This window comes from Vibrio sp. V03_P4A6T147, assembly GCF_002241085.1.
GTDB classification, from domain to species: domain Bacteria; phylum Pseudomonadota; class Gammaproteobacteria; order Enterobacterales; family Vibrionaceae; genus Vibrio; species Vibrio anguillarum.
On sequence record NZ_NDIO01000015.1, the window covers coordinates 1 to 19,919 of the forward strand.

Sequence of the window (19,919 nt, forward strand, 5' to 3'; positions counted from 1 at the left end):
AAGCTTTTAACATTTTTTTACTCAATGTGATTATTCTATTGCCGTGCTGTATTACACAGAATATCAACACTACCATACTTTGTGATGATACTACTTTTAACAACTTCTTTCTCAAACGATCGTTTCAATCTATCTAAATTTCCTTTCTTCCAGCTCTCGCCTTGTTGCTGGCAACACTTATCAAAATCAATAATCCATACCTTCTCTTGATCATCAATCAAGATGTTATGGATATTGAGATCGGTATGATTGACTTGTGCATCATGCATTTTGCGGATTTCTCGACCTATTTTTTCATACATTTCAGTCGGTAATGGACGTTCTTGTAAAATAGACACCAGATCGCGGGCATTCGGGATTTTTTCGCTGAGTAAATCGGCCTGATAACAAAAAGTGCGCTTTACTGCTCGCGCTGCAATCGGGCGTGGAACATTTACCCCAGACTCTCTCAGAGTATTGAGCAATTCAAATTCTTGGAAACTGCGCGTTTTCTGCCAACCAGAAAAAAAGTAGTGATCACTTACTAACTTACCGAACAATCCACCACGCTTATAGTGGCGTAGTGCTGCTTCTATTTTTTCAGCTTTTACAAACCATGTCGTGCCGCGTCCCGTTGCACTACCTGTGACGCTACCAGCCTGCAGCCAAAACTCAGGGTTAAAACAGCGGAGCGGATCTTCAACTAGCAAATGCTCGTCATACCAAATTGTTTGATTCTCTTTTTTCAGCGTTTTCATCGTTTCACTTTTTAATGACGAGATTGAATGTGCTTCATCATGCTTGTTTGGTATTTTACATTTATCGGCGCTATCTGCATAATTCTTACTAACTTTCTCTATACCGATGTCACTTATGGCTCTTTTTTCTTCTGCTCCGCGCTCAATTTGTGTGTTGCGTCTGTCGGCGATTGGCGATGTGTGCAATGCAGTGGCCGCCGTGCAAGCAATTCAACACCAATGGCCTGAAACTCATATCACGTGGATCACTGGAAAACTGGAAGCGCAGTTACTCACTGATTTGCCTAATGTAAACGTGGTTATATTCGACAAAAAACAGGGATGGAAAGCATATCAAAAACTGTGGGCAGAACTTAAAGGGCAATCCTTCGATGCGCTTTTGCATATGCAGTATGCCTTTCGTGCCAGTATTGCCACACTGGGTATTAAAGCTAAATATAAACTCGGTTTTGATGCCGCCCGCAGCCAAGATTTCCAGCATCTATTTACCAATGTAAAAGTGATATCGCCTCAAACACCTCATGTATTAGATGGCTTACTCGCGTTTGCAAAGTGCCTTGGAATCAAAGAACTAGAACCTAAGTGGTCACTCACTTATTCGGATTCCGATCATCAATGGGCCAAGCAGCAACTTGCACATTCAAAGCGTAATTTAGTCGTGGTTCCTGCCGCGAGTAAGGCTTATAAAAATTGGACCGCTGAAGGCTATGTAGAAGTGATAACGCATGCTCAACAACTTGGTTGGCATATCATTTTAGCCGGTAGCCCTGCGCAAATTGAAGTTGATCTAGCAGCCGAAATAGCGAGTAAACTTACTCAGCCGGTACTCAATGTCGTTGGTAAAAGCCAGCTTAAAGAGATGTTGGCACTGCTCGACTTAGCCGATTTAGTGATAGCGCCAGATACAGGCCCAGCGCACATGGCCAATGCAATGAATACTCCCGTTATCGGCTTGTACGCCCACCATAATCCGCAGCGCACAGGGCCTTATCAATATCGTGATTATGTGGTGTCGGCTTATGAAGAAGCACTGTTTGCCGAAACAGGAAAAACGAAAGAGCAAGTCAGTTGGCGTACTCGCATCAAAGATGAACAAGCGATGCAGCGCATTCAAGCAAGCCATGTTATCCAAATGTTTGATAAGATAACGGCTGATTTTCAGCTAAACCCAATATCCGAGGAATGAATGTGAGCAAACCTACTTTAGCCGTTGCGCTGATCGTTAAAAATGAAGCACAACATCTGCAAGCTTGCTTGGAAACCGTTCACCAATGGGTAGATGAAATCGTCGTCTTAGATTCAGGTAGCAGTGATAATACCGAAGAGATTGCGCGCCGTTATACTGACAAGTTTTTTGTTAATTCGCAGTGGCCTGGGTTTGGCCCACAGCGCCGCTTAGCGCAGTCGTATGTCGAGTCTGACTATGTGTTGTGGCTAGATGCCGATGAACGCGTGACCAAAGAGTTAAAAGATAGCATTCAGCGAGCGGTCACCGCTAATAAACCCAATACACTGTATCAATTTGCCCGTTTAAGTTGGGTTTTTGGCCGCTATATTCGCCACTGTGGTTGGTATCCTGATCGCGTGTTGCGCCTCTACCCAACTCAATTAACGCAATATAACGAGGCTTTGGTGCATGAAAAAGTCGAAGTCGCTGATGGCATGAAAGTCGAGAATCTTGCAGGTGATGCGATTCACTACACCTATAACGATATTCATCATTATTTAGTTAAATCCGCAGGTTATGCCAAGGCATGGGCAGAGCAACGAGAAAAACGTGGTAAGAAAAGCAGCATTAGCCAAGGTATTTTTCATGCGTTTGGCTGCTTTTTGAAAATGTACGTTTTAAAAGCAGGCTTTTTAGACGGTAAGCAAGGCTTCTTGCTTTCTTTATTATCAGCGCACTCAACCTTTGTTAAATACGCCGATTTATGGGTTAGAACCAGTACTGAGCCGCCCAAGGGTTAAGTTCAGCTAATACCGCATTAATATCAATGCGACTCATATCGGCCTGAGTTTCTTTGTCTTTTGCTTGTGGTGGACAAAAAGCGATATGGCGACCTTGTGAATTCAATGGTCGCCAACGCAGTGGCGTGGCTGAACGTTTGGCGGGGAAAAAGCCAACTGTGGGCACATCAATCGCAGCAGCGATATGCAAAGGCCCTGTTGAACCTGCAATAAAAATATCAGCGCAAGCAATCGAGCGTGAGAAATCAACAAGCCCTTCATTTTTATCATACAGTGCCGCTCGCCCGCCCTTTTCTTCAATCAAAGCTTTTAACTGCGCGGCTTTCACCTCTTCTCCCGGCCCGGCGGTGAGGATAATTTCTTGCTTGCTATCAATCCCCATCACTAACTGCGTGTATTGCTCTAGCGACAAATTATTCGCCGAACCGCCGCTTCCGGCATGAACAAACACCCACGGTTTACTTATATCGAGATGAAGTTGCGTAGCCAGCTTGCTTTTTTGTTCAGCAAGTATCGCTTGGTCAAATTGCAAATAAGGTGCGCTCGGCTCGACAACCTCTTTGCCAATATCATGCAAAAAAGCGCGTACCAAATCTAAGTTATACTCATATTCTGGTTTGGCTGATTGAGAGCGTTTTTGCTTAATTCGTTTGTTGTAAAAAATTTGAGCGAATTTAGTCGCCGGCGCTAAACGATAAGGAATACGAGATTTCCAAACTAATAGTGCATTGTAAGTGGTCGAGAAGAGGTTGATCGAGGCATCAAAGTGTTGCTGTTTAATCGCTTGAATGCATTGTTTTTTCTGCGCAGAGGACGCATTTTCCGTTGGGTCAACCATCACCGCATCAATCCACGGGCAAAGCTCGGCCAGCGCGACGGTATAGCTGGGGACTAACGCGGTAATATGGCAATCTGGCAACGAGGCTTTTAGCATCGCAAAACTTGGCCAAGCCAGCATGAAATCACCAATTTTATCGTTACGGATCACCAACAACTTGTTCATCGTCTCTTCTCTCACTCGCTAAGTGTCACAGTTTAATGCGGGCTACATCATACCGAGTTCAATAGGTAATTTTGAGTCTTTTTGTTAATATCAGTGCCAGTTAACCAATATGAGCCTTCCAATGTGAGCCAAAAAAGAATTTCGCGTGTGATTTATCCCGGCACTTTTGACCCCATCACCAATGGTCATTTGGATCTGATCGAACGCGCCGCCAATATGTTTGATGAAGTGATCATCGCCGTCGCCGCCAGCCCAAGCAAAAATACCATGTTTACTCTGCAAGAGCGGGTCGCCTTTGCCAGCGCCGTCACTCAACATTTAGAGAATGTCACTGCCAAAGGATTTGCTGGGCTAATGGTCGATTTTGCGCGTGATGAAAAAGCCAATGTGCTGATCCGCGGTTTGCGTACTACGGTTGACTTCGAGTATGAATTTGGTTTGACCAACATGTACCGCCGTTTGATGCCGGGGCTGGAAAGTGTGTTTCTTACGCCATCAGAGGAGCATGCGTTTATCTCCTCCACCATTGTGCGAGAAGTGGCGATTCATGGTGGAGAAGTTGATCAATTTGTTCCTGACATTGTCGCTAACGCCTTGCATGGCAAGAAAATATAGCCTTTAGGACGTACCTTATTTTTGGCAAGCAGAGCAGAAAAAGGTGTTACGCTGACCAATTTTCAGCGCTTCAATTGCTTGCCCACACGCAGGGCAAGGCTGCTGCGCTTTGCCATACACATTAAGCTCTTGAGCAAAATAGCCCGGTTTGCCATCCGCTTGTGCAAAATCTTTTAAGGTTGTGCCACCTTGTTGAATCGCCGTTGCTAAGACTGATTTGATTTCTCGCACGAGGCAATTCCATTCAGTCAGTGTCAGCGAATGAGCAGGCCGAGTGGGGAGAATTCGCGCATTAAACAGTGATTCACTCGCGTAGATATTGCCTACGCCAACCACCACTTTATTTTCCATAATAAATTGCTTAACAGCGATACGTTTGCTGTTCGCTTTTTGCGCAATGTAATCTGCATCAAAATCATCGGTTAATGGCTCAGGACCGATATTACTCAACACCGAGTGGCTTTCTCCTTGCTCGCACCATAGCCAAGCGCCAAATCGACGTGGATCGTGGTAGCGCAGTACCTTGCCATTAGTTAATCGCAGATCAACGTGATCATGCTTACCTGCAGGAAAATCACACTCCAATACTCGTAATGAACCTGACATTCCCAAGTGAACAATCGCACTGCCAATATCGGTCTCTATCAGTAAATATTTGGCCCGGCGGGATATATTGCGGATCACTTGCCCTTCTAACTGTTTCAGCTCTTGAGGGATGGCCCAACGTAATTTGGGCGTGCGAAATGTCAGTTGCTGGATCGTTTGCCCAACTAGATGCGGGCTAATCCCCATTTTACTTACTTCAACTTCGGGTAACTCAGGCATGATACATCTCGATTCTTCATTCGTCGTTATTGGGTATTGGTTATTCGTTCTTGGTTTGTTCAACGCTCAAAGAGAAATAAAGGCTCAGTTCGGAAAAAGAAAAGCTTCTTCTACCGAAAGTGCCACCCATTTCTCTTGCCAATTTTTCAATAACCAAAACTGGGGGGTTTGGTAGTAGGTGATCCTTTGCGGCTCTTCGCGATCCTGATACCACACCTCCACGGTTTGTGGGTTGCGTAGTAGAGACGCAAGCGACTCGTAAGTAGCATCATCAACTTCAGTACCAACTAAACTCTGCCAGCGTTGTGCCAATATTTCAGGAGCAACTGAAATTGCTTTGCTTGATCGCCAACGGTTTTGATTCAGTTCAAGTGACCAGTCAGTAAAATGCAGTGCTTGCAGCTGTGCATTTGGATTAATCACATAAGGATAAGGGCTAGCAGGCGGTTCAATAAGATAAGTTTTGATGACTGTGGGTAAATTCAAAATGGCAATAAAAGCAATAACAGCCAAGATAAGAATATTATTCCAACGGCGGCGATTGATACGCATAAGTGATCCCTAAGAGTTTATCTTTGAGTAACTTAGCACATTATAGTGAGAGCTGACATTGCAGGGTACAAATTCCAGACAATAAAAAACCCAGCCAAAGCTGGGTCTTTCAATGCTTACAAAGCGTAAAATCAATTACTTGATTTTGCCTTCTTTGTAAAGAACGTGCTGGCGAACTACTGGATCAAATTTCTTGATCTCAAATTTGCCTGGCATGTTGCGTTTGTTCTTGTCAGTTGTGTAGAAGTGACCAGTACCTGCAGAAGATATTAGTCGAATTTTCTCACGAATGCCTTTAGCCATTGCTCAATTCCTCTTAAACGTTTTCGCCACGTGCACGGATATCAACAAGAACAGCATCAATGCCTTTCTTATCGATGATACGCATGCCTTTAGCAGTTAGACGTAGTTTAACAAAACGTTTTTCGCTCTCTACCCAGAAACGATGAGTTTGTAGGTTCGGCAGAAAACGACGCTTAGTAGCATTTCGTGCGTGTGAACGGTTGTTACCCGTTATTGGACGCTTACCAGTTACTTGGCATACTCGGGACATGAATGTCTTCTCCAAATCGTTTCAGCTCGATATCAACCTTGGTGGCCGAACCTCGTTCTCGATGTATTAAGAAGTTTGAGGTTAAAAACCGTTATGGAAAATCCATACAAGGCTATCAAAGGTCGCGTATTATACTAACTTGACATGCATTGCTCAAGACCCGAACAGATCCTTTTTACGGATTTGGCGATCTTTTTTTAAGCAGAGCTGATTTAGGTTGATAATTTAGTGCGCGAATCATACCAGAATAATCTTAAGTCACAACCTAAAATGTGATTCAAATCCACCCTCTTTCTGCAAAAGAAATTACCTCGCCATCGCCCACCACAAAATGGTCCAAAATACGGATGTCCACTAACGCTAGTGCATCGGTTAATCGACGTGTGATTCTGCGATCGGCTTGGCTAGGCTCAGCAACGCCTGACGGATGATTATGGGCCAATATTAATGCCGCTGCATTATGGTGGAGTGCTCTTTTAACCACCTCACGAGGGTAAACGCTGGCCGCGTCAATCGTCCCCTCAAACAGCACTTCATCGCTGATCACTCGGTGTTGATTATCCAAAAACAGAATATAGAAGGCTTCTCGATGGCGATCGCGTAGCACACTCGATAAATAAAGCTTGGTTTGCTCTGGGCTAGTCAAAGCGCCACCTCGTTTGAGCGTTTCGGCCAAATAGCGCTGCGTCATTTCAAGCACCGCCTGCAATTGAACGTATTTGGCTTCGCCCAACCCTTTATGGCGGCAAAACTCTTGCTGGTTGGCCGAAAAAAGCGCTCGAAGTGATCCAAACTCGCGCAGCAGCAGATCCGAGAGAGCGAGTACATTCATTCCTTGAGTACCAGTACGAAGGAAAATCGCCAGCAGTTCAGCATCCGATAATGCCTGAGGACCGCGAGCAAGCAATTTTTCGCGTGGCATTGATTCTGTGGGCAGTGATTTGAGGCTCATTAAGCACTCCTAGGGCTAAAGGTACTCAGACAACATAGAGAAATAGCCAAGCCTGCAACTTTGCTTCTCTTTATTTAGGCTTGATTCATGGTTTTTTGTAATTGATAAGTGATGAAAGACGCAGAAACACTCGTCCAATATGAAAGGATTGAGCGGATCATAAGGTCACTCGATGCGAGAGTTGTGCTAACATAATGCGCAGAATTTTTGAGGAAAAGACAATGCAAACACTGGCAGGAAAAAAGATTCTGCTCGGCATTAGCGGCGGTATTGCTGCGTATAAATGTGCTGAGCTAACGCGTCGCTTGATTGAACGAGGCGCTCAAGTACAAGTGGTGATGACCCACGCTGCAAAAGAGTTTATAACGCCACTGACCATGCAAGCCGTCTCTGGCAGGCCAGTTTCAGATAGCTTATTAGACCCAGCCGCCGAAGCGTCTATGGGCCATATTGAACTTGCCAAATGGGCAGACTTAGTCCTACTGGCTCCCGCGACAGCGGATCTCATCGCGCGCGTCGCCGCAGGGATGGGTAATGATTTACTCACCACTTTGATTTTAGCCACCAATGCGCCAGTGGCCATCTCGCCGGCAATGAATCAGCAGATGTATCGCAATATCGCCACACAAGAGAATATTGCCACGCTTAAACGCCGAGGCATGATGATTTGGGGCCCAGCAGCTGGTGAACAGGCGTGTGGCGATGTTGGCCCGGGCCGCATGCTTGAGCCAATGCAATTGGTTGAGCACTGCGAGTTTTTTTTCCAAACAGAGGTGGCAAACAACACACTGCTCGCCGGTAAGTCACTGTTGATTAGCGCAGGTCCAACCCGTGAAGCACTCGATCCAGTCCGCTATATCAGTAACCACAGTTCAGGCAAAATGGGGTATGCGATTGCGCAGGCCGCCGCTCAATTGGGCGCGAAAGTGACTCTGATCAGTGGCCCGGTCAATTTGCTCACACCGCCACAAGTACAACGTATTGATGTGGAAAGTGCCTGCGATATGCATCAGCAAGTGATGGCGCAAGCGCAATCACATGATGTGTTCATCAGTTGCGCCGCCGTAGCCGACTATCGCCCTGAGATCGTCGCCGATCAAAAGATCAAAAAAACCGATGCGAGCGATCACATGCTCATCACCATGGTCAAAAATCCCGACATCGTCGCCAGCGTAGCTGCACTGAAAGAAAACCGCCCGTTCACGGTAGGCTTTGCGGCTGAAACGCAGCAAGTTGAAAAATATGCCCGCGCTAAACTGCTCAACAAAAAACTGGATATGATCTGCGCCAATGATGTTTCTGTTGCGGGCCAAGGCTTTAATAGTAACGACAATGCGCTGACCGTTTATTGGCAAGGTGGAGAGCAAGCATTACCTTTGAGTTCAAAATCTGCATTAGCTCACGCGCTGATGCAACTGATCGCGAGTCAACTGTAGGCTACAAACAGACGTTCTAAGCTTCTTTTAGGGTTCATAGCGTTTATTGGGTGGTAAAATCACCACCCAGTTCAATCATTTTCATTTTTACGCTACGCAGTCCGAAAACTGTCCGTTAAACTACTGCGCTTAATGGACAATACCCAAACCATCTGAAGGGTATAAATATTTGCTCACAAGCATGTGGTAACTAAAAGGAAATCGGGTCATGGCCGTCAATAAGAAAATCAATCGTCGTGAAGAGATTCTACAAGCACTCGCTGAAATGCTGGAATCTAACGATGGTGCATCACGCATCACCACAGCAAAGCTAGCCAAACAAGTGGGCGTTTCTGAAGCGGCTTTGTACCGTCATTTCCCGAGTAAAGCACGGATGTTTGAAGGCTTGATTGAGTTTATTGAAGAGTCTTTAATGTCGCGGATTAATCGCATTTTGGATGAAGAGAAAGATACACTCAACCGCATCCGCTTAGTGCTACAGCTTATCTTGGCTTTTTCGGAACGTAACCCGGGCTTGACACGAATTTTATCCGGCCATGCTCTAATGTTTGAAAATGAGCGACTGCGTGAACGGATCAACCAATTGTTCGAACGCATAGAAACGTCACTACGTCAGATCCTTCGCGAACGTAAACTGCGTGAAGGTAAATCCTTCCCCGTCGACGAAAGCATTTTAGCCGCTCAACTACTTGGCCAAGTGGAAGGAAGCCTAAATCGCTTTGTGCGATCTGACTTTAAATACCAACCGACGGCAAATTTTGAAGAGTATTGGGCATTATTAAGCGCTCAGATTCAGTAAAAACAAACCACCACCGTCGTGACAAAGAATCATCATCAGTGAAAGAATCAAGAGTAATGAGCAAAGAAAAATACGGTAAACCTGAGTTTTCCCTCTCGCTACTGCACCCTAAATATTGGGGCGTGTGGCTTAGCTTTGGGCTACTCGCTTTAATGGTCAACCTGCTTCCTTATTCTGCGTTACTAAAAATAGGACGCAGCATGGGCGCGTTTGGAATGCGCTTTGCTAACAAGCGAGTACACATTGCCACGCGTAATCTACAGCTATCTTTTCCAGAGAAAAGTGCAGGTGAGATTGAGCAAATTGTTAACGAAAACTTTAAAAACACTGGCATGGCGCTGATAGAAACCGGAATTACTTGGTTTTGGCCGACTTGGCGTTTTGCTCGCCTGCTTGATGTGAAAGATGTCAGTGCCCTTTTGCAACTCAAACAAGAAAAACGTGGCGCACTGCTGTGTTGCGTACATGCGTTAAATTTAGAAATTACAGCACGTGCTTTTGGTGTAATAGGCCTTGAAGGCTATGGTGTTTACCGCCCACACAGCAACCCAGCGTATGAATTTATCCAATACCGTGGTCGCACACGCAATGGCAATAAACTAATCTACCGCACCGACATTAAACAGATGATCCGCGTACTCAAAAAGGGCGAACGCCTATTTTATCTACCCGATCAAGATTACGGCCATAACAAATCGGTGTTTGTTCCCTTCTTTGCGGTCAAAGAAGCGTGTACCACCACAGGCACCAGTATTCTGGCTTATACTAGCCAATGTGCGATTGTGCCCGGTTCAGGGTTTCGAAACGCCAATGGAAAATATGAAATCATCGCCGATAAAACCATTGATGGCGACTATCCAAAAGATGACATGACCGCCGCCGCCGCTTACATGAATAAATACATTGAAGAAGTGATTCTACGCGCACCAGAACAGTGGATGTGGCTGCATAAGCGTTTTAAATCTTTGCCAGATGAAACGTTAACTAACTCTCGCTATTTATAACTAGAAAAAGGTTTTGCTTTCAATGAGCAACAACGAAAACAGCACAGACAAACACTTGCACAACCCCACATTCCAATGGTCTTTTTTACACCCAAAACATTGGGGAACTTGGATTGGGATCTTCTTCGCCGCTCTGTTCGCCTTTATGCCACCCGTATGGCGAGATAGGCTAGCACGCAAATTATCCACCTTTGCGGTACGTAAAAACGGCCGTGTTGTACGCCGCACGAGAGTGAATCTGGAAAAATGCTTTCCTGAAAAATCCCCGCAAGAACACCAGGCTATTTTGGAAGAAACCTTTGTCAAAGCAGCACAATACATGCTCGGTTATTCGGAGTTTTTGGTTCGTTCCACGAAACACAATCAGCAACGCGGCATCATGATTGGTGAAGAGAACTTATTGCCATTGTTAGATGCTGGCGAGAACGTGATCATCCTCGCCCCTCACGCTTGGGCGGTCGATTACCCTGCGGTAATGCTTGCTGCAAAAGGCTATAAAGTAACCACCATCATGAAGCCACAGCGCAATCCTATCGGTGATTGGTTAATGCACGTCCAACGCATGCAATATGGCGGGCGTATTTTTGCACGTGATGCTGGGGTAAAACCGTTTGTACGTTCAATTAAAGATGGATACTTAGGCTACTGGCTGCCCGATGAAGACTTTGGCCCGGCCAACTCGGTCTTTGTTCCATTCTTTGGCACTGAAAAAGCCACGTTAAAAGGTTTTGGTAAAATGGCGCGCCTATCAAAGGCGAAAGTCGTGCCAATTTTGCCTGCTTATAACGATAAAACCTGTAAGTACGAAGTGCATATTTTGCCTGCATTAGAAAACTTTCCAACGGGCGATGAAGAGCAAGATGCACGCGCTATGAATAAGGCGATTGAAGATTTAGTCACACCACGCCCAGAACAGTACATGTGGAATTTATGGCTATTGAAAACACAACGGGATGGATCAAAAGTTTACGATAACTAACATTATAGTAATCAATATGAATCGGTAGAAAAACAAGCCCCGAGCGACAAACTCGGGGCTTTTACTTTTCAATAAGTGGCTCTACGATTCGCAAATAAGTTGATGCTTAAATTCCGTACTGAGCACGATACGCTTTTACCGCCTCAAGGTGCTTAGCATCTGCCCCTTTCTCTTCAAGGTAAGTAACCAGATCGGTCAGGCTAACAATTGAGATGATCGCGCAACCAAAATCACGCTCGACTTCTTGAATTGCAGAAAGCTCTCCTTTGCCTTTTTCTTGGCGGTCAATTGCTACCAAAACACCAGCAAGATCCGCACCGTTAGCTTGAATGATTTCCATCGACTCACGAATGGCAGTACCAGCTGTAATGACATCATCCACCAGCATAATGCGCCCTTCTAATGCGCTACCGACCAAGTTACCGCCCTCACCGTGGTCTTTCGCTTCTTTACGGTTAAAGCAATACGGCGTATCAACATCATGATGATCAGCCAACGCTACTGCAGTTGTAGTCGCAATGGGGATCCCTTTGTACGCAGGTCCAAATAGCACATCAAACTCAATCCCAGAATCGACCAAAGCAGCGGCATAAAAACGCCCTAAGCGCGCTAAATCACGGCCAGTATTAAACAAGCCAGCGTTAAAGAAATAAGGGCTTTTTCGGCCAGACTTCAAAGTAAACTCGCCAAACTTCAAGACTTCTTTTTCTAGTGCAAATTCAATAAATTCACGCTGGTATGCTTTCATGATTTTCTCTCTCTTAACTCATACACTTTGGTTTATTTCTCTTTCCCAACAAGAACAACCCCCTCCTAGCCTCCCCCTAAAAGGGGGAGGTACTAAAGTGGTGCTCACCTCCCCCGAAAAAGGAGAGGTACTAAGATGGTGCTTGCCTCCCCTAAAAGGGGAGGTACTAAGATGATGAATTCCCTCCCCTCAAGGGCGATATTAGGAACACTTCCTTCATTCCCTCCCCTTATAGGGGAGGGTTAGGGTGGGGTCATCACGTACAACAATACAATGAATAAAACGGGCAAAAAAATAGCCCCCAACTGGGAGCTACTTGATCAATCTAATAACGATGCTTTCTGCGCTTCAACAATATCAGCGATGCCTTTCTTGGCAACGGCCAGTAAATCCATCAGCTCTTCATGGCTAAACGGTTCACCCTCTGCGGTGCCTTGAATTTCAATCATCTTACCGTTTTCAGTCATCACCACATTCATATCAGTGTCGGCGGCAGAATCTTCCACGTATTCCAAATCACATAAAATGTTTTCACCCAAGATGCCAACTGAGACAGCAGCAACATGGCCTTTCATTGGATTCTTCTTCAATTTACCGCTAGCAACCAGATGAGCAAACGCATCCGCTAGTGCCACACTTGCGCCCGTAATTGATGCAGTGCGAGTACCGCCGTCCGCTTGAATAACGTCACAGTCAACCGTGATCATCACCTCTGGCATTGCCTCTAAATCCACCACAGCACGTAAGCTGCGAGCGATGAGACGTTGGATCTCCATGGTGCGGCCACCTTGCTTACCGTTGGTCGCTTCACGACGAGTCCGTGAATGGGTTGCACGTGGCAGCATGCCGTATTCGGCAGTAACCCAACCTTTACCCTGACCTTTCAACCAGCGAGGAACACCCTCTTCGACAGTGGCATTACACAATACTTTGGTATTACCAAATTCCACCAATACTGACCCTTCAGCATAAGCAGTGTAGTTGCGAGTGATTTTAATTGGGCGAATTTGATCGGCCGCGCGGTCATTTGGACGCATAGTGCATCTACCTTTTATCGGGTGAGACGGAATCGATTGGGGCGAGATTATAGCGGATTAGCCGCCTTGACGCTAGGTTGGTCACCCTTTGCATTGGCGTGAACCTAGTACACGCGTGAAGCTAGTGCTAACATACCTCTCGTTTGATATTTCATCTTCGTGAGCAAAGGACAAATCAATGATTTACAGCATGACCGCGTACGCGCGTAAAGAAGTTAAAGGTGATTGGGGTACTGCGGTATGGGAAATCCGCTCGGTAAACCAACGTTATCTTGAAACCTACTTCCGCCTGCCGGAACAATTTCGTGGTCTTGAGCCTGTACTGCGTGAACGCTTTCGCCAACGTTTAGCGCGCGGCAAAGTAGAATGTCACTTACGTTATGAAGCAAACCCTGCGGCTAAAAGTGAGCTGAATATCAATGAAGCACTCGCCAATCAAGTGATTAAAGCCGCCAACCAAGTAATGCACATGACGGGCGAGTTAAGCCGCATTAATCCATTTCAAATCATGCAGTGGCCCGGCGTAATGGAAACGCCAGAACAAGACATGGACAGCATTAATAAAGCCTTATTAGCAGGCTTTGATGACGCAATCATTGAATTCATTGACGCACGTGGCCGTGAAGGTGACAACATGAAGGCGTTAATCGAACAACGCCTGACGGCGATCAGTGAAGAAGTGGTAAAAGTGCGCGCACGCATGCCAGAAATCCTGCAATGGCAACGTGAACGTCTATTGACTAAGTTTGAAGAAGCAAAGATTGAGCTTGATGCAACGCGCGTCGAGCAAGAGCTGATTTTACTTGCACAAAAATCAGACGTTGCCGAAGAGTTAGACCGCCTCGATTCGCATGTCAAAGAAGCACGTAATGTGCTCAAAAAAGGCGGCTCATGCGGCCGTAAGCTCGATTTCATGATGCAAGAATTTAACCGCGAATCGAACACGTTAGCCTCGAAATCAATCAGCACCGACATCACGGCCTCTGGCGTTGAACTTAAGGTTCTGATTGAGCAAATGAGAGAGCAGATCCAAAACATCGAATAAGGGTTTTTGAGTCTCTCTAAGCTTACCAAGCCCCTGTAAATAGGGGCTTTTTTTTCAGGAAATTTCAGGTCTTTGCCTCTGTTTTCAACCAACTGGTGAGTAACTTTCCAGCACGAGAGAGAATACTATGACGAATTGTGCTTTACCCCAAAAGTCTCTTGATTTCAAATATCGATTCAACATTGCGTCCAGTTATGGCTGCTTTTTAAGAATTTCCGATCTTAAAGTTAACAATCAAAATTACTCGTGACGGACTTGAAACAATTGCGCTAACTCATTAATTAACCAAGTAGCGGCTAATAGATCTGCACTGCCGCCGGGGCTTAAGTGTTTTTCAATCATCGCGCTATCGAGCGCCGTAAGAGCTTGTTCAATTTCTTGATATAAAAAGCCACCTTTGGCGAGCAGTTGCTGCGCTTGCGCTTGCACAAAATGCAGCCCTTCTAATCCACCGCGAGCAGCGAGGTTGCTGTCGTTATTGTTGGCCATCAACACCATTAAGGTATGCCACAAGGCTTGCTCGGTGCTGGCTCCTTTGGTTAAACAGGCTTGGTAGGCTGGCAGCGCATGTTGCATCACCATCGCAAGGCCAGAAGCGGCTTCACCGCGTGCGCCGGTTAAACCGTACCGACGATAAATTCGCTCGCCTGCCGTTTTGGGAGCCGATTCACGCTTCGCTTTTAGCTCATCAATAATCAAAAACTGGCAAGCTTGGCGAATGGTTTCGCCAATATGCTGCGCATCAATTTTGAGTTGATTGGCTTTGAGCCACCCCACAGAGCCGCAAATAAGCCCCAAGATAAAAATCATCCCTTTATGGGTGTTCACCCCTTGAGTGGCAGCAAACATGGCTTGCTCAGCTTCTATGCCAATCGGGCGCAAGGCGGTCAGCAACTGAGCGGCCGGATTTCCCGCGCTCTCCCAACCTGCACTGACAAAAGATTGCAGATAAGGCGCAATCGCCTCGGCACTGGCGATAAAAGTGTTGAGATCCATATCGCGGTGTGCGCCATTATTAGCAGTATCCACCAAACCCGGTTTAGGGGTGAGATGCACCTCTAACATCATGGCATGATAAGCCAGATGCCCCACTAAGCGAGGCAAGCTGAACGTTTTCGTGCCACTTGTGCCAGAGGCTTGGCTAGGCAGTTCAAGCAGAAGATCAAGCGCAGCAGGAATAGTCATGAACCATCTCCTCGATTTTAGCCAACAAAGCCTCAACACCGTGCTGCCGCGAGCGAGCACAGATCACCGCATCACGTTCACACAGCAAGCAGCGCCGTCTTGGCAACTGCGCACCTTGGCGCGAGATAATATGCCCATCGACATCAAGCACATCCAGATCCATCAGTCGCCCTAGCGGGTGCTCGCGTTCAATCTTCATCATGGCTTTTTTCAACATGCTGGCTGAAGGAGTCTGAATCACCACAAAGGCTTCCGGCCCCGTTTTTTCCACCAACAGCTGACAAGCCACTTGCCGCCAGCCCGTTTGCTGACACAGTTCTTGAATGGCACGCATACCTGCATCCATCACGGTTTGGCTGGCAGCGTTGAGCTTAACCGCGCCCGGCATGTTAACCGTGAAAGAAACCAGAGGCAGTGAATGGCGTTTTAGCCACTCACCTTGTTGCCGAACCCGCACTTCTTTACGCAGAAGTAGCTGGTCCAGACTGACTGAAAGATCCGGATGGTGACTCATAGGCTTTTTACCTGCTTGATAACATCAATGATCGAACCGTCACGGTAGTGAACAAAGGCAACGGTTTTGTCTTCAAATTGCAACGGCTGGGGTTTACCCGTCAGCAACTCCGCACGCTGTTGCAACGCTTCAATCTCGACAACGGGCAGTTGCGCCGCGATGAAACGCGCTTTCAGTTCGGGACGATTCGGGTTTACCGCGATACCTTGATCCGTCACCAACACATCGATGGTGGCTCCTGGGGTGATGATGTTAGTGACCTTCTCGACCACGGTCGGAATGCGGCCACGCACCAAAGGCGCCACAATAATCGATAAGTTTGCCGCCGCCGCCGTGTCACAATGACCGCCGGATGCGCCGCGAATTACCCCATCAGAGCCGGTGATCACGTTAACGTTAAACTGGGTATCAATTTCCAACGCACTCAAGATAACCACATCGAGCCTATCCACCGCCGCCCCCTTCGAGCTTGGGTTGGCGTATTCGTTAGCAGAGATTTCGAGATGATGTGGATTGCGCGCTAACGAGCCCGCCGCCACCGAATCGAAACACTGCACATCGAGCAAGTAATCAATCAGTCCCTGTTCATGCATTTCCACCATAGTCGCAGTGATACCACCGAGAGCGAAAGAAGCGCGAATGTTTTGGCGCAACATCTTCTCTTTCAAAAAGCGCGCAACCGCGAGCGATGCACCGCCCGAACCAGTCTGCATTGAAAAACCATCATAGAAATAGCCTGAATGCTCGATGACTTCTGCAGCGCGTTTGGCAATCAGAAGCTCGCGTGGGTTGGTGGTCATGCGCGTGGCATCCCCACCGATTTTGCTTGGGTCGCCCACTTCCGCCACCTGCACAACCGCATCGACGCGGTCTTGAGTAATCGATGCAGGGAAATTCGGGAAACCGACGATGGCTTCAGTCAGCATCACCACTTTTTCAGCGTGTTCGGCATCGACTTTGGCATAGCCGAGTGAGCCGCAATTGGATTTGCCTTTAAAGCCGTTAGCGTTGCCAAACTCATCGCAACAAGGTACGCCAATAAACGCCATGTCGATGTACAGCTCACCGCTTTGGATCAAATGCACGCGACCACCGTGCGAGTGAATATGCACGGGCTCATCAAGCAAGCCATTAGAAATACTATTAGCCAGCGCCCCACGAATCCCTGAGGTGTAAATCTTGCTCACTACGCCGTTTTTGATGTGTTCAATCAAAGGCGAATGACAAGAGGTGAGCGAGCTTGAGGCGAGCGTGAGGTTTTTAATCCCCAATTCGGCAATCACGTCCATCACTAGATTGACGGTTTTATCGCCGCCACGAAACGCATGATGGAAAGAGATGGTCATGCCATCTTTTAAGCCAAGATCGACAATCGCTTCGCGGATCGAGCTTTTCACTTTGCGGCTTTTTTTCGCTGACTCATCCAGCAAATGCGGCGTGATCGCGTGCGCTTGGGTGTAAGCCGTCAACGCGTAGCGTTCCACTTCCAGCACAGACAGAGGGTTATTTAATGTATTGATACTCATGAGATGACCTTTAGTGTTTGATGCCGGATTCAGCACGTTGCAGTGTCCAACGTGCGCGTTCGATGATGGGTCCATCAACCATTTTGCCGTTAAGGGAAACCACGCCCAGCCCTTTTTCTGCTGCTTCTTCAGCGGCTTCGATGACTGCGATGGCGTGATCGACCTCTTTTTGTGTTGGGGCAAACACGTTGTGCAGCAAGTCAATCTGGCGTGGGTTAATAAGAGACTTGCCATCAAAGCCAAGCTGCTTAATGTGCTCCGCTTCACGCAAAAATCCCTCTTCGTTATTGGCATCGGAATAGACGGTATCAAACGCCATGATCCCAGCAGCACGTGCCGCTTGCAGAATGGAGCAGCGCGCAAACAACAGCTCAATCCCTTCTGCTGAACGCTGCGTGCGCAGATCGCGTACATAGTCTTCCGCGCCAAGCGCAATCCCAATCAGGCGGCGTGAGCTAAAGGCAATCTCGACTGCGTTGTTAATGCCCTGCGCGCTTTCAATCGCGGCCAGCATGCGCGTGCTACCCACTTCACGTCCGCATTCACGCTCGATCTGTTCGATGACTTTTTCCATCTCAATTACATCGTTGGCGTTATCGGTTTTCGGCAGACGCACCACTTTGGCTCCGCCACGCACCACGGCATTAAGGTCTTTGATGCCGAATTCAGAATCGAGCGGATTGACCCGCACCACGGTTTCCATCTCTTGATACATAGGGTGTTGCAGCGCATGGAACACCAACATCCGCGCGGTGTCTTTTTCACGCAGCGCGACCGAGTCTTCCAGATCGAACATGATGGAGTCGGGTTGATAGATAAAGGTATTGCTGAGCATGGCGGCATTCGCGCCCGGCACAAATAACATACTGCGACGAAGTTTGGTCATGATAGTTGGCTCCACTCAATGTTCTGAACTTCACAAGCGCGCATCACCGCCGCCTGTACGCGCGCGCGGATCACACAATCCAGTGCGCCTTTGTCTTCGATGGTGACCAGCGCATCGTACACTTGCATCGCGTCGAGGGTGTGCAGTACGACCTGACGAATCGCATGACCAAATTGCTGCTCGACGGTACTGTCTAACACCAGTTCAATACCGCCATCGTTATTGGGTTCAATCCGAACCTGAAGATCACTGGACTCCAGTGTTCCCGCAAAGGCGGGATGGGCAATTTTCATGGGTACAACCTTGTTAATGAGTTATTGGATAAAACAGTGTCAGCACTGCGCTCATACCGCTAACAGTTGCGGTGCGGCCTGTAGCGAATGTTCCGCATAATGCTGACAAAGGTAGGAATAAGTCGTTTTCGGCACGAGATCGGCAATCGCGGCAACGCCAAATTGTTTGAGCAAGTAACGCACGCGCGATGCGGAGATCGGCTGCGAGGCTTGCTGACTGCGCTCAATTTCCACTACTTGGATCGGCGCACTGACATCGTGCGCTTCTTCTAGCCAGCGGCGCATGGCTTGGTTGTAGTTACGCGTCACCGTACAAATCGGCTCACTGCCGACAAAGCGGTGCGTAATGCCAAGGGCTGGCGCGATTGAATGGCGGAAAATACTTAAATCCAGCGCGGTATGGGATTGATTGACCACTTGCTGATCTTTAATAAAATAACTAGGGAAGGTCGCGCGCGAAATAATATAATCCGAGCCAGAATGAATAGTTAAATTCAATAAGTGTTTACTGCCTGCCTTAATCATGGCCATACGGTCAGCGTAAGAGAAATCTTTATTCTCTGCTTTTACCACAAATAAATGCACCCAATCACATTGTTCACAGGCTTGTTCAATTAAATATTGATGACCTAAGGTAAATGGATTGGCATTCATCACAACACTGCCAATTTTACGCCCAGACATTTTTAATAACTGCAACTGTTTGCAATAAACTGCAAGACGATTTGGGCTATTTTCTAATAAAGCAATATGCGGTTCGACTTTATCGACTAAGAAAAAACCGCACTGTCGGAATAAATCTACATTGGTCGGCTTAGTGAATAGAAATAGTGAAAAACACCCTATTTCATAAGCGAAGTTGGTTAATTCGGTCATCAATTTGAGCGCAAAACCGGTCCCTTGCAGCGCAGGAGAAACCGCGATGGACTTCAACACATGCCCCGCAATTCCACCGCAAGCGATGATTTGGTTTGTACCGTAAGCCACCACAAAATGCTCAACATCCTCATCAACCGTGAGCTGATGCTGGCAGAGAAACTCTTTGATCTGCAAGAGCTTGGTTTTATTCTTGCTTGAAACTCGCGAGAAGGTGTAAATATCTACCATGATCGGCTTCCTCACCTATTTTTTCTGACTTTATTATCTAAATTAAGCCGAAAAGGTTTAATGAGGGTAATCACTTTATTTCCCGTGGTTAACGCTCTTTATGGTTTTAATGAATTTAATTTTTATATCTTTAATTTTAAATTCTATTTATCTAT

At 46.9% G+C, this 19,919-nt stretch carries 23 protein-coding genes; 8 read left to right on the plus strand and 15 right to left on the minus strand.

Annotated features, from left to right (window positions below; genetic code table 11):
- Nucleotides 1–35 precede the first annotated feature (35 nt).
- On the minus strand, nucleotides 36–737 hold the full coding sequence (locus B9J84_RS00490) for a 3-deoxy-D-manno-octulosonic acid kinase (protein ID WP_404206156.1): 702 nt from the start codon (nucleotides 735–737) through the stop codon (nucleotides 36–38).
- A 115-nt stretch (nucleotides 738–852) separates the two neighbouring features.
- Here B9J84_RS00490 and B9J84_RS00495 point away from each other — a divergent pair, with 115 nt between their 5' ends.
- Both B9J84_RS00495 and B9J84_RS00500 read left to right on the plus strand, forming a co-directional pair.
- Nucleotides 853–1,923, plus strand: coding sequence for a glycosyltransferase family 9 protein (locus B9J84_RS00495; protein ID WP_094123276.1), 1,071 nt, complete (start codon nucleotides 853–855; stop codon nucleotides 1,921–1,923).
- Nucleotides 1,920–2,705, plus strand: a complete 786-nt coding sequence (locus B9J84_RS00500; RefSeq protein ID WP_094123277.1) for a glycosyltransferase family 2 protein — start codon at nucleotides 1,920–1,922, stop codon at nucleotides 2,703–2,705. Before B9J84_RS00495 ends, B9J84_RS00500 begins: the two co-directional genes overlap by 4 nt.
- Here the strand turns inward: B9J84_RS00500 and B9J84_RS00505 are convergent.
- The gene (locus B9J84_RS00505; RefSeq protein WP_094123278.1) at nucleotides 2,674–3,708 is read right to left on the minus strand and encodes a glycosyltransferase family 9 protein; all 1,035 of its coding nucleotides are present in this window, start codon (nucleotides 3,706–3,708) and stop codon (nucleotides 2,674–2,676) included. The two genes, B9J84_RS00500 and B9J84_RS00505, sit on opposite strands and share 32 nt — an antisense overlap.
- A 123-nt stretch (nucleotides 3,709–3,831) precedes the next feature.
- On the opposite strand from B9J84_RS00505, the gene coaD reads away from it, so the two are divergent.
- Nucleotides 3,832–4,323 carry a pantetheine-phosphate adenylyltransferase gene (coaD, locus tag B9J84_RS00510; protein WP_026028196.1) on the plus strand — a complete coding sequence of 164 codons (492 nt, stop codon included), beginning with the start codon at nucleotides 3,832–3,834 and terminating at the stop codon, nucleotides 4,321–4,323.
- Nucleotides 4,324–4,338: 15 nt separating this feature from the next.
- Here coaD and mutM read toward each other — a convergent pair whose 3' ends face one another.
- The 5 genes from mutM to radC form a co-directional block, all read right to left on the minus strand.
- The gene (mutM, locus tag B9J84_RS00515) at nucleotides 4,339–5,148 is read right to left on the minus strand and encodes a bifunctional DNA-formamidopyrimidine glycosylase/DNA-(apurinic or apyrimidinic site) lyase (protein ID WP_094123279.1); all 810 of its coding nucleotides are present in this window, start codon (nucleotides 5,146–5,148) and stop codon (nucleotides 4,339–4,341) included.
- An 84-nt stretch (nucleotides 5,149–5,232) separates the two neighbouring features.
- On the minus strand, nucleotides 5,233–5,700 hold the full coding sequence (locus B9J84_RS00520) for a hypothetical protein (RefSeq protein WP_013855728.1): 468 nt from the start codon (nucleotides 5,698–5,700) through the stop codon (nucleotides 5,233–5,235).
- 135 nt (nucleotides 5,701–5,835) lie between these two features.
- Nucleotides 5,836–6,003, minus strand: coding sequence for a 50S ribosomal protein L33 (gene rpmG / locus B9J84_RS00525; protein WP_010318992.1), 168 nt, complete (start codon nucleotides 6,001–6,003; stop codon nucleotides 5,836–5,838).
- A gap of 13 nt (nucleotides 6,004–6,016) precedes the next feature.
- Complete coding sequence (rpmB, locus tag B9J84_RS00530; RefSeq protein ID WP_004397476.1) at nucleotides 6,017–6,253, minus strand: 50S ribosomal protein L28; 237 nt, start codon at nucleotides 6,251–6,253, stop codon at nucleotides 6,017–6,019.
- A gap of 277 nt (nucleotides 6,254–6,530) precedes the next feature.
- Nucleotides 6,531–7,205: a DNA repair protein RadC gene (radC, locus tag B9J84_RS00535; RefSeq protein ID WP_010318993.1), complete on the minus strand. Its 675-nt coding sequence runs from the start codon at nucleotides 7,203–7,205 to the stop codon at nucleotides 6,531–6,533.
- Between the two features lie 221 nt (nucleotides 7,206–7,426).
- Here radC and coaBC point away from each other — a divergent pair, with 221 nt between their 5' ends.
- The 4 genes from coaBC to lpxM all read left to right on the plus strand — a co-directional run bounded on the left by coaBC (nucleotide 7,427) and on the right by lpxM (nucleotide 11,423).
- Entirely contained in the window at nucleotides 7,427–8,641 is a 1,215-nt protein-coding gene (gene coaBC, locus B9J84_RS00540) for a bifunctional phosphopantothenoylcysteine decarboxylase/phosphopantothenate--cysteine ligase CoaBC (RefSeq protein ID WP_179217483.1), read from the plus strand.
- Between the two features lie 208 nt (nucleotides 8,642–8,849).
- Complete coding sequence (gene slmA / locus B9J84_RS00545) at nucleotides 8,850–9,440, plus strand: nucleoid occlusion factor SlmA (protein WP_013855724.1); 591 nt, start codon at nucleotides 8,850–8,852, stop codon at nucleotides 9,438–9,440.
- 56 nt (nucleotides 9,441–9,496) lie between these two features.
- Entirely contained in the window at nucleotides 9,497–10,444 is a 948-nt protein-coding gene (lpxL, locus tag B9J84_RS00550) for an LpxL/LpxP family Kdo(2)-lipid IV(A) lauroyl/palmitoleoyl acyltransferase (protein WP_094123281.1), read from the plus strand.
- 22 nt (nucleotides 10,445–10,466) lie between these two features.
- Nucleotides 10,467–11,423, plus strand: coding sequence for a lauroyl-Kdo(2)-lipid IV(A) myristoyltransferase (lpxM, locus tag B9J84_RS00555; protein WP_094123282.1), 957 nt, complete (start codon nucleotides 10,467–10,469; stop codon nucleotides 11,421–11,423).
- 106 nt (nucleotides 11,424–11,529) lie between these two features.
- Here lpxM and pyrE read toward each other — a convergent pair whose 3' ends face one another.
- A complete protein-coding gene (pyrE, locus tag B9J84_RS00560; protein WP_013855722.1) occupies nucleotides 11,530–12,171 on the minus strand; it encodes an orotate phosphoribosyltransferase in 642 nt (213 codons plus the stop codon).
- A gap of 320 nt (nucleotides 12,172–12,491) precedes the next feature.
- Entirely contained in the window at nucleotides 12,492–13,208 is a 717-nt protein-coding gene (gene rph / locus B9J84_RS00565; protein WP_017042236.1) for a ribonuclease PH, read from the minus strand.
- Between the two features lie 178 nt (nucleotides 13,209–13,386).
- Here rph and B9J84_RS00570 point away from each other — a divergent pair, with 178 nt between their 5' ends.
- Entirely contained in the window at nucleotides 13,387–14,253 is an 867-nt protein-coding gene (locus B9J84_RS00570) for a YicC/YloC family endoribonuclease (protein ID WP_013855720.1), read from the plus strand.
- 240 nt (nucleotides 14,254–14,493) lie between these two features.
- Here B9J84_RS00570 and citG read toward each other — a convergent pair whose 3' ends face one another.
- From citG to citC, 6 genes are read right to left on the minus strand one after another with little or no spacing between them, the layout of a single operon-like run.
- Complete coding sequence (gene citG / locus B9J84_RS00575; RefSeq protein ID WP_094123283.1) at nucleotides 14,494–15,438, minus strand: triphosphoribosyl-dephospho-CoA synthase CitG; 945 nt, start codon at nucleotides 15,436–15,438, stop codon at nucleotides 14,494–14,496.
- Nucleotides 15,416–15,952 (minus strand): citrate lyase holo-[acyl-carrier protein] synthase, encoded by a 537-nt coding sequence (citX, locus tag B9J84_RS00580; RefSeq protein ID WP_094123284.1) that lies wholly within the window; start codon nucleotides 15,950–15,952, stop codon nucleotides 15,416–15,418. Before citX ends, citG begins: the two co-directional genes overlap by 23 nt.
- Entirely contained in the window at nucleotides 15,949–17,478 is a 1,530-nt protein-coding gene (gene citF / locus B9J84_RS00585) for a citrate lyase subunit alpha (protein WP_094123285.1), read from the minus strand. The genes citX and citF overlap by 4 nt, the downstream gene beginning before the upstream one ends.
- A 10-nt stretch (nucleotides 17,479–17,488) precedes the next feature.
- The gene (citE, locus tag B9J84_RS00590; protein ID WP_026028738.1) at nucleotides 17,489–18,364 is read right to left on the minus strand and encodes a citrate (pro-3S)-lyase subunit beta; all 876 of its coding nucleotides are present in this window, start codon (nucleotides 18,362–18,364) and stop codon (nucleotides 17,489–17,491) included.
- Nucleotides 18,361–18,657 (minus strand): citrate lyase acyl carrier protein, encoded by a 297-nt coding sequence (gene citD / locus B9J84_RS00595; RefSeq protein WP_094123286.1) that lies wholly within the window; start codon nucleotides 18,655–18,657, stop codon nucleotides 18,361–18,363. The genes citE and citD overlap by 4 nt, the downstream gene beginning before the upstream one ends.
- A 51-nt stretch (nucleotides 18,658–18,708) precedes the next feature.
- Nucleotides 18,709–19,764, minus strand: coding sequence for a [citrate (pro-3S)-lyase] ligase (citC, locus tag B9J84_RS00600; RefSeq protein WP_179217484.1), 1,056 nt, complete (start codon nucleotides 19,762–19,764; stop codon nucleotides 18,709–18,711).
- Nucleotides 19,765–19,919: the final 155 nt, after the last annotated feature.

Bases quoted from the DNA above. Each gene is read 5' to 3' on its own strand.
- citE (WP_026028738.1), bottom strand. From the start codon at position 18,364: ATGACCAAACTTCGTCGCAGTATGTTATTTGTGCCGGGCGCGAATGCC.
- B9J84_RS00505 (WP_094123278.1), bottom strand. From the start codon at position 3,708: ATGAACAAGTTGTTGGTGATCCGTAACGATAAAATTGGTGATTTCATG.
- citG (WP_094123283.1), bottom strand. From the start codon at position 15,438: ATGACTATTCCTGCTGCGCTTGATCTTCTGCTTGAACTGCCTAGCCAA.
- slmA (WP_013855724.1), top strand. From the start codon at position 8,850: ATGGCCGTCAATAAGAAAATCAATCGTCGTGAAGAGATTCTACAAGCA.
- coaBC (WP_179217483.1), top strand. From the start codon at position 7,427: ATGCAAACACTGGCAGGAAAAAAGATTCTGCTCGGCATTAGCGGCGGT.
- citC (WP_179217484.1), bottom strand. From the start codon at position 19,764: ATGGTAGATATTTACACCTTCTCGCGAGTTTCAAGCAAGAATAAAACC.
- citD (WP_094123286.1), bottom strand. From the start codon at position 18,657: ATGAAAATTGCCCATCCCGCCTTTGCGGGAACACTGGAGTCCAGTGAT.
- radC (WP_010318993.1), bottom strand. From the start codon at position 7,205: ATGAGCCTCAAATCACTGCCCACAGAATCAATGCCACGCGAAAAATTG.
- citX (WP_094123284.1), bottom strand. From the start codon at position 15,952: ATGAGTCACCATCCGGATCTTTCAGTCAGTCTGGACCAGCTACTTCTG.
- B9J84_RS00520 (WP_013855728.1), bottom strand. From the start codon at position 5,700: ATGCGTATCAATCGCCGCCGTTGGAATAATATTCTTATCTTGGCTGTT.
- citF (WP_094123285.1), bottom strand. From the start codon at position 17,478: ATGAGTATCAATACATTAAATAACCCTCTGTCTGTGCTGGAAGTGGAA.
- rph (WP_017042236.1), bottom strand. From the start codon at position 13,208: ATGCGTCCAAATGACCGCGCGGCCGATCAAATTCGCCCAATTAAAATC.
- pyrE (WP_013855722.1), bottom strand. From the start codon at position 12,171: ATGAAAGCATACCAGCGTGAATTTATTGAATTTGCACTAGAAAAAGAA.
- rpmB (WP_004397476.1), bottom strand. From the start codon at position 6,253: ATGTCCCGAGTATGCCAAGTAACTGGTAAGCGTCCAATAACGGGTAAC.
- lpxL (WP_094123281.1), top strand. From the start codon at position 9,497: ATGAGCAAAGAAAAATACGGTAAACCTGAGTTTTCCCTCTCGCTACTG.
- rpmG (WP_010318992.1), bottom strand. From the start codon at position 6,003: ATGGCTAAAGGCATTCGTGAGAAAATTCGACTAATATCTTCTGCAGGT.
- B9J84_RS00500 (WP_094123277.1), top strand. From the start codon at position 1,920: ATGAATGTGAGCAAACCTACTTTAGCCGTTGCGCTGATCGTTAAAAAT.
- B9J84_RS00490 (WP_404206156.1), bottom strand. From the start codon at position 737: ATGAAAACGCTGAAAAAAGAGAATCAAACAATTTGGTATGACGAGCAT.
- lpxM (WP_094123282.1), top strand. From the start codon at position 10,467: ATGAGCAACAACGAAAACAGCACAGACAAACACTTGCACAACCCCACA.
- B9J84_RS00495 (WP_094123276.1), top strand. From the start codon at position 853: ATGGCTCTTTTTTCTTCTGCTCCGCGCTCAATTTGTGTGTTGCGTCTG.
- mutM (WP_094123279.1), bottom strand. From the start codon at position 5,148: ATGCCTGAGTTACCCGAAGTTGAAGTAAGTAAAATGGGGATTAGCCCG.
- B9J84_RS00570 (WP_013855720.1), top strand. From the start codon at position 13,387: ATGATTTACAGCATGACCGCGTACGCGCGTAAAGAAGTTAAAGGTGAT.